This is a genomic window from Aeromonas sp. 95A, from assembly GCF_051919235.1.
GTDB classification, from domain to species: Bacteria; Pseudomonadota; Gammaproteobacteria; order Enterobacterales; family Aeromonadaceae; genus Aeromonas; species Aeromonas veronii.
In genome coordinates this window covers 3301338-3314888 of sequence record NZ_JBQBFC010000001.1, presented here as the reverse complement: position 1 = coordinate 3314888, position 13551 = coordinate 3301338, and the positions used below count along the sequence as shown (strand labels likewise).

The 13551-nt window shown below is 59.3% G+C and carries 13 protein-coding genes; 5 read left to right on the top strand and 8 right to left on the bottom strand.

What is annotated here, in order from left to right:
* The first annotated feature begins 7 nt into the window (after positions 1–7).
* The 5 genes from ACTG2U_RS15120 to yacG all read left to right on the top strand — a co-directional run bounded on the left by ACTG2U_RS15120 (position 8) and on the right by yacG (position 3775).
* Positions 8–1249, top strand: coding sequence for a type II secretion system F family protein (locus tag ACTG2U_RS15120; protein WP_005336136.1), 1242 nt, complete (start codon positions 8–10; stop codon positions 1247–1249).
* 61 nt (positions 1250–1310) lie between these two features.
* Positions 1311–2183: a prepilin peptidase gene (locus ACTG2U_RS15115; protein ID WP_416014958.1), complete on the top strand. Its 873-nt coding sequence runs from the start codon at positions 1311–1313 to the stop codon at positions 2181–2183.
* A 13-nt stretch (positions 2184–2196) separates the two neighbouring features.
* A complete protein-coding gene (coaE, locus tag ACTG2U_RS15110; protein ID WP_160880578.1) occupies positions 2197–2811 on the top strand; it encodes a dephospho-CoA kinase in 615 nt (204 codons plus the stop codon).
* Between the two features lie 37 nt (positions 2812–2848).
* Positions 2849–3571 carry a cell division protein ZapD gene (gene zapD / locus ACTG2U_RS15105; RefSeq protein ID WP_005336141.1) on the top strand — a complete coding sequence of 241 codons (723 nt, stop codon included), beginning with the start codon at positions 2849–2851 and terminating at the stop codon, positions 3569–3571.
* A 9-nt stretch (positions 3572–3580) separates the two neighbouring features.
* Positions 3581–3775: a DNA gyrase inhibitor YacG gene (gene yacG / locus ACTG2U_RS15100; protein ID WP_439974686.1), complete on the top strand. Its 195-nt coding sequence runs from the start codon at positions 3581–3583 to the stop codon at positions 3773–3775.
* A 77-nt stretch (positions 3776–3852) separates the two neighbouring features.
* Here yacG and mutT read toward each other — a convergent pair whose 3' ends face one another.
* The 8 genes from mutT to ACTG2U_RS15060 all read right to left on the bottom strand — a co-directional run bounded on the left by mutT (position 3853) and on the right by ACTG2U_RS15060 (position 13548).
* Entirely contained in the window at positions 3853–4257 is a 405-nt protein-coding gene (gene mutT / locus ACTG2U_RS15095; RefSeq protein ID WP_019444787.1) for an 8-oxo-dGTP diphosphatase MutT, read from the bottom strand.
* Between the two features lie 8 nt (positions 4258–4265).
* Positions 4266–5450, bottom strand: a complete 1185-nt coding sequence (locus ACTG2U_RS15090) for a tetratricopeptide repeat protein (protein WP_335812146.1) — start codon at positions 5448–5450, stop codon at positions 4266–4268.
* A 65-nt stretch (positions 5451–5515) separates the two neighbouring features.
* Positions 5516–8236, bottom strand: coding sequence for a preprotein translocase subunit SecA (gene secA, locus ACTG2U_RS15085; RefSeq protein ID WP_439974685.1), 2721 nt, complete (start codon positions 8234–8236; stop codon positions 5516–5518).
* A gap of 59 nt (positions 8237–8295) precedes the next feature.
* Positions 8296–9201, bottom strand: a complete 906-nt coding sequence (locus tag ACTG2U_RS15080; RefSeq protein ID WP_005355107.1) for a M23 family metallopeptidase — start codon at positions 9199–9201, stop codon at positions 8296–8298.
* Positions 9202–9341: 140 nt separating this feature from the next.
* Entirely contained in the window at positions 9342–10265 is a 924-nt protein-coding gene (gene lpxC / locus ACTG2U_RS15075; protein ID WP_005336146.1) for a UDP-3-O-acyl-N-acetylglucosamine deacetylase, read from the bottom strand.
* A gap of 99 nt (positions 10266–10364) precedes the next feature.
* On the bottom strand, positions 10365–11516 hold the full coding sequence (gene ftsZ / locus ACTG2U_RS15070; RefSeq protein WP_005336147.1) for a cell division protein FtsZ: 1152 nt from the start codon (positions 11514–11516) through the stop codon (positions 10365–10367).
* A 39-nt stretch (positions 11517–11555) separates the two neighbouring features.
* Positions 11556–12815, bottom strand: a complete 1260-nt coding sequence (gene ftsA / locus ACTG2U_RS15065; RefSeq protein ID WP_005336148.1) for a cell division protein FtsA — start codon at positions 12813–12815, stop codon at positions 11556–11558.
* Positions 12796–13548, bottom strand: a complete 753-nt coding sequence (locus ACTG2U_RS15060; protein ID WP_005336149.1) for a cell division protein FtsQ/DivIB — start codon at positions 13546–13548, stop codon at positions 12796–12798. The genes ftsA and ACTG2U_RS15060 overlap by 20 nt, the downstream gene beginning before the upstream one ends.
* Positions 13549–13551 lie beyond the last annotated feature (3 nt).

Genomic DNA, 13551 nt, shown 5'->3' with positions numbered 1-13551 from the left:
TGCAAAGATGGCAACCCTAACGAAAAAGAACAATGCCCCCAAGAAAGTCTTCGCCTTCCGCTGGCACGGGGTAAACCGCAAGGGGCAGAAGGTCTCCGGCGAGCTGCAGGCCGACAGCATCAACACCGTCAAGACAGAACTGCGCAAGCAGGGGGTCAACGTCACCAAGGTGGCCAAAAAATCCCAAGGGCTCTTCTCCAAAGGCGGCGCCAAGATCAAACCGATGGATATCGCCATCGTCTCACGCCAGATCACTACCATGCTCTCCGCCGGTGTACCGCTGGTGCAGAGCCTGCAGATCATCGCCCGCAGTCACGAGAAAGCCTCGATGCGCGAGCTGATGGGGCAGATTGCCGCCGATGTGGAGACCGGTACCCCCATGTCGGAGGCGCTGCGCCGCCATCCTCTCTATTTCGATGATCTCTACTGCGATCTGGTGGAAGCCGGTGAGCAATCCGGTGCGCTGGAAACCATCTACGACCGTATCGCCACTTACCGGGAAAAGTCGGAAGCGCTCAAGTCGAAGATCAAAAAGGCGATGTTCTACCCCACCATGGTCATTCTGGTCGCCATCGTGGTCACCTCCATCCTGCTGCTGTTCGTCATTCCGCAGTTCGAGGATATCTTCAAGAGCTTCGGCGCCGAGCTGCCGGTGTTCACCCAGTTTGTCATCGGCATCTCGCGCTTTATGCAGAACTGGTGGTATGTCTTCTTTGGTGGCACCGCCCTTGGTATCTTCCTTTACGTGCGGGCCTGGCGGGCCTCCCAGAAGGTGAAAGACAATACCGACAAGTTCGTCCTCACCATTCCGGTGGTCGGGATGATCCTGCACAAGGCGGCCATGGCCCGCTTTGCCCGCACCCTGTCGACCACCTTCTCCGCCGGTATCCCGCTGGTAGATGCGCTGATTTCGGCGGCTGGGGCCTCTGGTAACTATGTCTATCGCACCGCGGTCATGGCGATCCGCAACGAGGTGGTGGCCGGTATGCAGATCAACGTGGCGATGCGCACCGTCGATCTCTTCCCCGACATGGTGATCCAGATGGTGATGATCGGTGAGGAGTCCGGCGCCATCGATGATATGCTCTCCAAGGTCGCCACCATCTTCGAACAGGAGGTGGATGACTTGGTTGATGGCCTCACCAGCCTGCTGGAACCCCTCATCATGGTGGTGCTCGGGGTGCTGGTCGGCGGTATGGTTATTGCCATGTACCTGCCCATCTTCAAGCTGGGCGACGTGGTAGGCTGATTTATCAGGGCATGGCTCCACAACCATGCCCTCCCCCTCATTTTATGACTGACGGTTGGTTATGACACTTCTTCTCGAGCTGGCTCACAGCTTGCCCTGGCTCTACTTTTCGCTGGTTTTTCTCTTCTCCCTGATGATCGGCAGCTTCCTTAACGTAGTGATCCACCGCTTGCCCATCATGCTGGAGCGGGAGTGGCAGGCCGAATATCGCAGCTACTTCGCCCCCGATGAGGAGGCCACTGCGCCAGAGCGCTACAACCTAATGGTCCCCCGCTCCGCATGTCCTCACTGTGGCCACGCCATCACTGCGCTGGAGAACATCCCGCTGTTAAGCTGGCTCTGGCTCAAAGGGCGTTGCCGCGACTGTCAGGCCCCCATCTCGGCCCGCTATCCGCTGGTAGAGCTGCTGACAGCCCTGCTCTCGCTCGCCGTAGCAATGGTCATAACCCCGGGCTGGGGCACGCTGGCCGCCCTGCTGCTGACCTGGGTGCTAGTCGCCCTCACCTTTATCGATCTCGACAAGATGTTGCTGCCCGACCAGCTCACCCTGCCCCTGCTGTGGGGTGGGCTGCTGTTCAACCTGGCAAGCGGCTTCGTGCCGCTGGCGGATGCCGTGATCGGTGCCATGGCGGGCTATCTGGTGCTCTGGAGCCTCTACTGGGCTTTCAAGCTGCTCACTGGCAAGGAGGGGATGGGCTATGGCGACTTCAAGCTGCTGGCGGCGCTGGGCGCCTGGCTCGGTTGGCAGGCGCTGCCCATAATTCTGCTGCTCTCATCTCTGGTCGGTGCCGTGATCGGCATCAGCCTGATCGCCTTGCAAAAACATCATCAGGGCAAACCCATTCCCTTCGGCCCCTACCTCGCCATCGCGGGCTGGATCGCCCTGCTATGGGGCGATACCATCACCCGCTGGTATCTCTCTACCCTGCTTTGAGCAAGAGGCCCCCATGTATGTAGTTGCTATCACAGGTGGTATCGGCAGCGGCAAGACCACTATCGCCAATCAGTTTGCCGCGCTGGGTATCGAGGTGGTGGATGCCGATGTGATCGCCCGCGAAGTGGTCGAGCCGGGCACCCCGGCCCTTGCCGCCATCGCCGACCATTTTGGCCCGAATGTGATTGATTCGAACGGTCAACTCGACCGTCGCGCCCTGCGCGACCGGGTCTTCAGCGACCCGCAGGCCAAGGGGTGGCTCAATGCCCTGCTCCACCCGCTGATTCGCAGCGAAATGCTGCGCCAGTGTGCCGCAGCCAGTTCACCTTACTGCCTGCTGGTGGTGCCACTGCTGGTGGAGAACAAACTCACTGGCCTCGCCAACCGGGTGCTGGTGATCGATGTGGATGAAGCCACCCAGATTGAGCGCACCTGTCGCCGTGATGGGGTATCGGCCGAGCAAGCCAAGGCCATCATCGCCGCCCAAGCGAGTCGGTCGGAGCGCCTCGCGGCGGCGGATGATGTCATCGAAAACTACAATGGCAGCGAAATGGCGATTAAAACGCGGATTTTGGCGCTGCACGAGACATATCTGGCAATTGCCTCTCAACAAGGCCGCCAAGTGTGAGTACACTAGGCCGGTTTATGGCTGGCCAGGATTAGGCATGATTTACGATTTCCCCCTCAATGAAAAAAGCCGGACCTATCTTCGTCTGGAGTCCCTGTTTTCCCAGATCCGCGACAATCTGGAGAGTGAACAATCCTGGGCACATATCGCCTTCTTCAAGGGGCTGTTCGATCTGCAGGAGTTGCTGGAGCGTGGTGACCTGCGCGCCGACCTCATCAAGGATCTGGAGCGTCTCGGCCAGCGTCTGAGCCACTGGGCCAGCCTGCCCGATGTCGATCTGGAGCAGATCAAACTGATGCAGCAAGAGAGCAGCCAGCTTTCCCGCAACCTGCTCAACTCGCCACGCCCGGGTGCCCGCCTGAAAGAGGATCGTCTGCTCGGCTCCATCCGCCAGCGCTTCTCCATCCCGGGTGGTCTGTGTGCCTTCGATGTGCCACAGCTGCACCACTGGCTCGGCACCCCGGCCATCACCCGTCACCAGCAGATGCAGGGCTGGCTGAGCGATATCAACCTGCTGATGAATGCCATCACCCTGCTGCTGCGCCTGTGGCGCGAATCAGGCAGCTTCAGTGAGCAGGTTGCCAGCAACGGTTTCTTCCAGGACACCGCCGAGAGCGCCGAGCTGATCCGCATCAAGCTGCCGGGCAATCTGTTCTGCTACCCGACCCTGAGCGGCCACAAGAACCGCTTCGCCCTGCGCTTTCTGCCCACCGCAGAACAGCCGATTGGCGATGTGCCGTTCCAGCTCGCCTGCTGCTAAGGAGTTGCCATGGTCACCACGGTCAAGTGCCCGACTTGCCAAACCGAACTGGAATGGGGTCCGCAGAGTCCGTTCCGTCCCTTCTGCAGCAAGCGCTGCCAGCTGATCGATCTCGGCGAATGGGCCGATGAAGAGAAGCGGATCCCGGGGGAGATCACCCCGGATCTGCTGCCGGAGCCGGAAGAGGGCGATCAGTGGCTATAAGCCCCAGGTCACTCACCTCTTCAATATGAAAAAAGGGCCGATTGGCCCTTTTTTGATGCTTGTCGATTGCTACCGGCTCACGCCAGCAGACCCTGTAGCCGCGCTACAATCGGGCCATTGGCATCGGGGAAGTGGTAGTTATGCAGCTCTGCCACCGGCACCCAAAGACACTCCTGCCCCTCCTTGCCGAACGGCTCGCCGCTGAAACGGGTCACCTTCCAGATATCCAGCAATACCTGCTTCTCGGGGTAGTCGTGCTGCAGCTCCATGAAGGGGGCACAATCCAAAACCCGGATGCCGATCTCTTCCCACAGCTCCCGATCCAGCGCGGTGAGCAGATCCTCGCCCGACTCTACCTTGCCACCGGGAAACTCCCAGCGATCCCCCTGATGGCGATCGGAGGAGCGTCTGGCGATGAAGATATCGCCCCGTTCATTCTCGATGACGCCAACCGCCACCCAGATCCGTTTTTTCTGTTCCATCATTGTCCTCAACGTAAACACGGCAAACGGGCGATCCAGGGGGCAAGCCGAATGGCCTGCTGCTCCCCCCGCGCCCTGAAGAGATCCTGCCCGACATGCTCATTGCCCGGCGGCGCAACCTGCGGCCAAGGCACCGCACCGGGCGGAGTGAAACAACGATCGTGTACCCGCGCACTCTGGCGCAGATAGCGCCATAAACAGTCTCGTAAGAACCACTGGTCGATGTTCGGTGTTTCCATGGTACTGGGTTGATAGCTCGCCATCAGCGGCGCAAGGGGAGGCAGCACACCGGCCACACCGCCCCACATGCCGGCCAGCACCAGATCGGTGTGGCTCCACCAGTCACGCATGATATGGAACCAGCGCCCCGATGCAAGCCAGTCATCGACCGCCCGCAGCTCCCGCAGATTCAGCACGGAGTCAGCATCGCGTACAAGAAAACGCCCCACTCCGGGATCATTGGTGACCTGGAAGCGCCAGCAGAGGCGCTGACGCTGGGATTGGCCATCGGGCTGTACCTTTATCTCGGCGCCATGTTCCTGCAGGCAGGCCAGAAACCCCTGAGGGACGCTGCCATCCACATAGAAGCGCACCCGCCAGCCGGGATAGAGGTAGGCTGCTGCCAACACATTGTCGAGCGCTCCCCGCAAATAGCGGGGCTGTGCTCCCCACAAGGAGAATGCGATGACTGCCTGCTTCTCCCCTTGCTCCGCGAGCCAGGCATCCGGCCCCTCTGCTGGCAGCGCCCACTCCGAGACGGGCTGCGAGACAGCCTCATCCTTGAGAGTCAGAGCACGGGTCCCCGCTTTCGCCGCCTCTGCATGACGCCCTAGCTTGGCAAGGGAGGTGCAAAGCCCGTCATGAACCAGATAATCATCCGGCTCGCGCCGCACCAGTTCGGCCAGGTGCGTCACGGCCCGCTCATGTTGATCGGAGCGCGAGAGGCAGACACAGAGATTGCGCAGCACCTCAGTGTTATCAGGTGTGGCCCGGTACGCCAGCGTCAGCACCTGGGCCGCCGAGGCGGGATCGCCGGACAAAAAGAGGTAATAGGCAAACTGCAGTTGCAGGGGAACGGATTTGTTCGTCTCTGCGTTCAGCCTGTTCAGCACACACCGGATCGCCTCCAGGCGTCTCTCCTGCAGCCAGTGCCCATGCGCCTCCCCATCCCATCCCGCCGGTAATCTACTCATCGTCCCCTCCTTGATCCGAAAATGAATACACCGCCCGGAGGCGGTGTATTCATCATGGCAGGGTATCAGGTCAACTGACCGTGGCAGTGCTTGTACTTCTTGCCGGAGCCGCACGGGCAGGGATCGTTACGACCAACCTTCTGCTCGTCGCGTACGAAGGTGGTGTGCCCCTCTTCGCCTGCGGCCTGTTCATCGGCCAGCTGGCTCTCGGCAGCGGCGTGGGTATAAGTGCGGGGAGCGGCTTCCGCCTGCTGACGCTGCTGCTCTTCCATCGCTTCCACATCGCGCTCCTGCACCTGAACACGGCTCAGGATGCTGACCACGTCGCGCTTGAGGGTTTCCAGCATCTGGGTAAACAGATCGAAGGATTCGCGCTTGTACTCCTGCTTGGGGTTCTTCTGGGCGTAGCCGCGCAGATGGATGCCCTGACGCAGGTGATCCATGGCCGCCAGATGCTCTTTCCAGAGGCCATCCAGAGTCTGCAGCATCACCGCTTTCTCGAAGTTGCGCAGCACCTCTTTACCGACCAGCTCCTCCTTGTGGGCATAGAGCTTGGTGGCTTCGTCCAGAATGCGCTCGCGCAGCTTCTCTTCGTACAGCTTGTCATCTTCTGCCAGCCACTGCTGCAGCGGCAGGTCGAGGGCGAAGTCGGACTTCAGGCGAGCTTCCAGACCCGGAACATCCCACATCTCCTCCAGAGACTGGGGCGGAATGTACTCATCGATGATGGCGCCATAGACGTCATCGCGGATAACGTGAATGGTCTCGGAGATGTCATTGGTGTCCAGCAACTCGTTGCGCTGCTCGTAGACCACCTTGCGCTGGTCGTTGGCAACGTCGTCAAACTCCAGCAAGCTCTTGCGGATGTCGAAGTTGCGACCTTCCACCTTGCGCTGGGCGTTTTCGATCGCCTTGGTGACCCACGGGTGCTCGATGGCTTCGCCCTCTTCCATGCCAAGCTTCTTCATCATGCCGGTCACGCGATCGGAGGCGAAGATACGCATCAGGGTATCTTCCATAGAGAGGTAGAAACGGGAGGAGCCCGGGTCACCCTGACGACCGGAACGGCCGCGCAGCTGGTTGTCGATACGACGGGATTCGTGACGCTCGGTACCGATAATGTGCAGACCACCGGCGGCCAGCACCGCATCGTGACGCACCTGCCAGGCGGCTTTCAGCTCGGCAATCTGCTCGCTGGTCGGGTTCTCCAGCTTGGCAATCTCTGCCTGCCAGTTGCCGCCCAACACGATGTCGGTACCACGACCGGCCATGTTGGTGGCGATGGTGACCGCGCCAGTCTGACCGGCCTGGGCGACGATCTCCGCTTCCATGGCGTGGAACTTGGCGTTCAGCACCTTGTGCGGGATCTTCTCCTTGGTCAGGATGCCGGAGAGCAGCTCGGAGTTCTCGATAGAGACGGTACCGACCAGTACAGGCTGGCCCTTGGCCACGCACTGACGGATATCTTCGATGATGGCGGCATACTTCTCGTTGGCGGTCAGGTAGACCAGATCGCCCATGTCTTTGCGCACCATCGGCTTGTTGGTCGGGATAACCACGGTATCCAGGCCATAAATCTGCTGGAATTCAAAGGCTTCGGTATCCGCAGTACCGGTCATCCCCGCCAGCTTGTTGTAGAGACGGAAGTAGTTCTGGAAGGTGATGGAGGCCAGCGTCTGGTTCTCGTTCTGGATCTTCACCCCTTCCTTCGCTTCAACGGCCTGATGCAGACCATCGGACCAGCGACGACCCGGCATGGTACGGCCAGTGTGCTCGTCGACGATGACGATCTCGTCTTTCTGGACGATGTAGTCGACGTTGCGCTCGAACAGGGTGTGAGCACGCAAACCCGCATTGACGTGATGCAGCAGGCTGATGTTGGAGGCGGAGAACAGGGAGTCGTTCTCGTCCAGCAGCCCCTCTTTCTTGAGCAGCTCTTCCACGAAGATCTGGCCGTTTTCGGTCAGCAGTGCCTGACGGTTCTTCTCGTCCACCGTGTAGTGACCGTCACCGGTGTACTCTTCGGTGTCTTCCTTGTCCTGTTTGACCAGCAGCGGGATCAGCTTGTTGACGCGGATATAGAGCTCGGAGCTGTCTTCGGCCGGACCGGAGATGATCAGCGGAGTCCGGGCTTCATCGATAAGCACCGAGTCCACCTCATCCACTAGCGCGTAGTTGAGCGGACGCTGTACGCGCTGCTCTGGCGAGAACGCCATGTTGTCGCGCAGGTAGTCAAAACCGAATTCGTTGTTGGTACCGTAGGTGATGTCGGCGGCGTAGGCGTCACGCTTCTGGGACGCATCCATGCCAGGCACGTTGCAATCGACGGTCATGCCGAGGAAGGCGAACAGCGGGCGGTTCGCCTCCGCATCACGCTTGGCCAGATAGTCGTTCACCGTCACGACGTGGACGCCGCGGCCACTCAAGGCGTTCAGGTAAGCTGGCAGAGTGGCAGTAAGAGTCTTACCTTCACCGGTTTTCATTTCCGCGATGCGGTTGGAGTTCAGCACCATGCCGCCGATCAGCTGCACGTCGAAGTGGCGCATGCCGAACACCCGCTTGGAGGCTTCACGCACGGTCGCGAACGCTTCCGGCAGCAACTGCTCCAGGGTCTCACCCTGCTCGATACGCTGACGATACTCGGCCGTTTTGGCCTGCAACTCGGCATCGGAGAGAGCCTCGAACTGCGGCTCCATGGCATTGATCTGTTTTACAATTTTGCGCAAAGCCTTGAGCGTTCTGTCGTTCCGGCTGCCGATAATCTTGGTAAGCAGTGTGCTAATCATGGGTACCAACTATTTCTGGTTATAAAAGCGTTCCGTCACTGGAACCTGAAGAAAAAAACCTAACCCCGTCTGGCACTGAGAAAGCGTGCGGGGTTGACCTGACGACCATCTTTCAACACTTCGTAATGCAGATGGACCCCGGTCGCGCGACCGGTGCGTCCCATCAAGGCAATCTTCTGACCCTGATCAACCAGGGTGCCCACCTCAACCAGCAACTTGGAGTTGTGGGCATAGCGGGTGACCAGGCCATTGCCGTGATTAATCTCCACCATATTGCCAAATTCCGGATGACGGCCCGCCCAGCTGACAATGCCGGGCCCGGTGGCCAGAATCGGGGTTCCGGGTTTGCCACGGAAATCGACCCCTTTGTGCATCTTGGCACGCCCGTTGAACGGGTCGACCCGTCCACCAAACCCGGACGAGACCCAAACTCGCTCCTGTTTGACTGGCGTGCCGGAAATAAAACCGGCATCGGTGATATGGTGATTCATGATGAAAGATTCAAGTACCGACAGCTGCTCTTCACGGCTGCTGAGCTGCTGGCTGAGGTGCTTCATCGAGGCTTGCAGCTCGTTGAGGCTCACTTCCAGCTCTTCATCATAAGAAGGGCCGCCCATGGGGGGCAGCTCTTTGAAATTGAACTCGTCGGGATCGAGATCGGCCTGCTCGGTCAATCGTTCGCCGAGGGCATTGAGACGGCCAAGCTGGCCCTGCATGGTGCCCACCTGAGCTGCCAGCATTGCCAACTGTTCACGGGCTTCGTCACCACTCTGGTCAACGGACTGTTGCTCGGCAACGGCAAGCGCCACTTCCAGCGCCTCCATTTTCTGGTGCCAGCTCTGCCAGAGCCAACCACCACCAAGGGCCAACAGGGAGAAGAGAATACCGCCGACCCAGGCCAGACGTTGTTTGGGCAGGTGCAACTTGCGTCGCTGCTTGCCGTGGAGGATCAGGGTAATGCTCATAGAAATCAGTCTGCTCGGTCAGGTGCGGCCAAGAGCCTGCACGGGAAATAAAACCGGGAGATAATCGGTATTAAAGGATGGAGTAAACAAATGACGGAACGTCGGTGCGGAGAGAGGACCGACGTTCCGTTGCACAGCTATCAGGCCAGAACCAGACCGTTATCGTAGTAAGCGATAGGCGCTTTGTCGCCCTCACCCTCGAAGGTCACCAGTTCCCAAGCCTCCTGCTCGGCCAGCAAGGCACGCAGCAGCTTGTTGTTCAGGGCATGTCCGGTCTTGTAGGCACGGAACTCACCGATGATGCTGCGGTTACACATATAGAGGTCACCGATCGCGTCCAGCATCTTGTGCTTGACGAACTCGTCCTCATAACGCAAACCGTCTTCGTTCAGCACCCGATAGTCGTCCAGTACCACGGCGTTTTCCAGGCTTCCGCCCAGCGCCAGGTTCTGGGAACGCAGGTACTCGATATCGCGCATGAACCCGAAGGTACGGGCACGGCTGATCTCTTTCACGAAGGAGGCACCGGAGAAGTCCAGTACGCAACGCTGATTGCGCCCTTCAAAGACCGGATGCTGGAAATCGATCTCGAGATCCATCTTGAAGCCGTTGCGGTAGGGGTGGAATTCCGCCCACTTGTCGCCGTCTTCAACCCGGATGCTCTTCTTAATCCGCACAAACTGCTTGGCAGCATTTTGCTCACGGATCCCGACTTCCTGCAGCAGGTAGATAAAGGGATGCGCACTGCCGTCCATTACCGGGATCTCGGGCGCGTCAACCTCAACGTAGAGGTTGTCGATCCCCATCCCGGCCAGCGCGGCGGAGAGGTGCTCAATGGTAGAGACACGGACACCGGCTTCGTTGACCAGAGCGGTACAGAGCACTGTATCGCGCACCTGATCGGCATTGGCTGGCAGCTCCACCACAGGATTCAGGTCGGTACGCAAGTAAACGATCCCTGTGTTCACAGGTGCCGGACGGAACGTCATGGTGACTTTCCGGCCCGAATGCAGGCCGACACCAGTCGCCTGTACACTCGTTTTCAAGGTTCTTTGTCTAATCATGGGTGTACCCTAAACAGCTTAAAATCCGGACCAGATGGTCGTTGGCAGGCCATCTTAGCACATTCCTTGAACAACAAACAAACGAGAGCCATAAGAGGCTTAGTCAGCTTGCTTGCGCAGGAACGCCGGAATATCCAGGTAATCCGGTTCACGACGAGCTTGCGGCTCGGCGTTGACCACCTTGGCCGGGGCTTCGTCCATCACGCGGCCTTGCATCATGTCGCTAACCAGCGGCTGACGCACCGGGCGCTCTTGCACCTGGCTGCTCTTGACTAGCGTGATGTCCGGCTTGCGCTCGGCACCGATACCGGTAGCAACCACGGTCACACGCAGCTCGTCGTGCATTTCCGGATCGATTACGGTACCCACAACTACAGTGGCGTTCTCGGAAGCGAAGGCCTTGACCGCGTTACCCACGGTTTCGAACTCTTCGATGGTCATGTCCATACCGGCGGTGATGTTGACCAGGATGCCACGGGCACCAGCCAGATCCACATCTTCCAGCAGCGGGCTGGAGATGGCTTTCTCGGCAGCTTCTTCGGCACGGTCATCACCAGAGGCGGAACCGGTACCCATCATGGCGGTACCCATTTCACGCATCACGGTACGCACGTCCGCGAAGTCAACGTTGATCAAGCCCGGACGGGTGATCAGCTCGGCAATGCCCTGTACCGCGCCAAGCAGTACATCGTTGGCAGCCTTGAAGGCGTCCAGCAGGGAGATACCGCGACCCAGCACCTTCAGCAACTTGTCGTTGGGGATGGTGATCAGGGAGTCGACGTTCTTGGAGAGCTCTTCGATACCGTGCGCGGCGAAGCCCATCCGCTTCTTCCCTTCGAAGGAGAACGGCTTGGTCACCACAGCAACGGTCAGGATGCCCATCTCGCGCGCCACTTCGGCCACGATCGGCGCAGCACCGGTACCGGTACCACCACCCATACCGGCGGCGATGAACACCATGTCGGAACCGGTCAGCAGCTCACGCAGCGCTTCGCGATCTTCCATGGCCGCATCACGACCCACTTCCGGATTGGCGCCGGCACCCAGACCCTTGGTGATGCCACCGCCGATCTGCAGGGTAGTGTTGGCGCTGGAGTTACGCAGTGCCTGGGCGTCGGTGTTGACGGTAATAAACTCAACACCCTCAATATTTTGACGAACCATGTGTTCGACAGCGTTACCGCCGCCGCCACCTACACCGATCACTTTAATGACGGCTTCGTCAGTGTGGCTATCCATAAATTCAAACATGTTGTCTCTCCGCTTTATTTGCCTGACTCAGCAAAATTCTTAGAACTCGCCACGCAGCCAGTTGCTAACCCGTTTGACCAGGCCACCGACGCTTGCCTTGGCGGCATATTCTTTGTTGCTACCTGTGGCTTGATGGGTGCGGCCATATTGCAGCAACCCGACCGCAGTCGAGTACACCGGTGCCTGCACGTAATCACTCAAACCACGTATGTTCATGGGCTCTCCCACCCGGACCTGGCTCTGGAAGATCTGCTCTGCACACTCCACAATGCCTTCAATCTGGGCAGCGCCGCCGGTCAAGACCACACCGGCTGCCAGCTGATGCTTGACCCCCTGCGCTTTCAACTCGCTTTGTACCCGCACCAGCTCATCATTCACCATGGAGAGCAACTCGGTGTAACGGGGCTCAATCACTTCAGCCAGTGTCTGCCGTTGCAGGCTGCGCGCCGGGCGACCGCCGACACTGGGTACTTCAATATTGTCTTCCTTGCTGACCAGACGGCCGAGGGCGCAACCGTAGCGCACCTTGATCGCTTCCGCGTCGAGCGGCGGCGTGCCGAAGGCGTACGCGATGTCGCTGGTCACAGTGCTGCCAGCGTACGGGATCACCTTGGTGTGGCGCAGGGCGCCGCCGGTAAACAGCGACATATCCATGGTGCCACCACCGATGTCCACCACGCAGACACCCAGCTCTTTCTCGTCTTCGGTCAGCACCGCGTAGCTGGAGGCCAGCGCGGAGAAGATCAGCTGATCGACTCGCAGACCCACTTTTTCGACACACTTCTCGATGTTGCGAGCCATGTCGTTATGGCAGGTGATGAGATGCACCTTGGCCGCCATCCGTACACCGGAGAGGCCGACCGGATTCTTGATCCCTTCCTGATAATCGATGGCAAACTCCTGAGGCAGCACATGCAGCACGCGCAGCTCGTCGGAGAGGCGAACCGACTTGGCAGTGTGGATCACGTTGTCCACATCCTCCTGGGTCACCTCTTCATCGGAGATGGGCACCATACCGGTCTCGTTGCGGCAATCAATATGCTTGCCGGACAACCCCAGATAGACCGAGCTGATCTGGCAATCTGCCATCATCTCGGCCTCTTCCACCGCGCGGCGCAGTGACTTGACCACGGAGTCGAGGTCATTGACCCCGCCCTTCTCCATTCCGCGAGAAGCGTGACTGCCCATACCGATGACGTTCAGTTCACCGTCCGGCAATACTTCCCCGACCAGAACCGCCACCTTGGTTGTGCCGATATCCAGTCCGACAATCAAATTCCTATCTGCGGTGTTGGTCATGCACTTTCTCTTCGCTCTTCTTCCAGCCAACTGCCATTCCGGTGTCGTATCGAAGATCCACGTAGGCGACTTGCGCACGGGGTTCGATAACCGGGAAGGCATCGATAAACCGCTGCAGCCGGAGCGCAATGTCATTGCGTCCCAGGAACAGCTTGATATTGCCATCCAGGGTCAGTTCCCAGGCATGGCGGGGGGTCAGATTCACCCCCAGCAACTTGTATCCCTTGGCAGCCAGTTGCGACTCGTACTGCCGACTCTCTTTCAACACCCGGGCGGCCTGGTCATCCGGCCCTGACAGCTGCAACAGCGGCGTCTTGACCCGATCCGGGGCACTGAATACCTTGCCCTTGGTGTTGACGAAGCGGTTGCCATTCCAGCGCGCCGCCACATCTTGTTCCGTGAGGTAGATCTTGATCTTGTTCGGCCACTTCTTTCGTACCGAGACCGAGGCCACCCATGGCAGGGCATTGAGCCTTGCCTGCAATTCGTTGACGTCCAATTCGAAGAAGTTGCGCAGCTCGGCGCCATCCAGCACGGCCATCCGCAGCTCTTCGGTTTGCAAATACTGGTGTTGCCCCTGCAGCAACAGCTCGCTCATGGGCAACCGGTTGGCATCTGTCAGCCAACCTTTAACATCCAGCGCCGTCCGGTAGCAGCCCCATATCACCAGCAGGAAAAACGCTACCCCTGCGATGAAGCCACCCTTGGTGCGCCCCTGTGCCCTTGCCTCCACCCG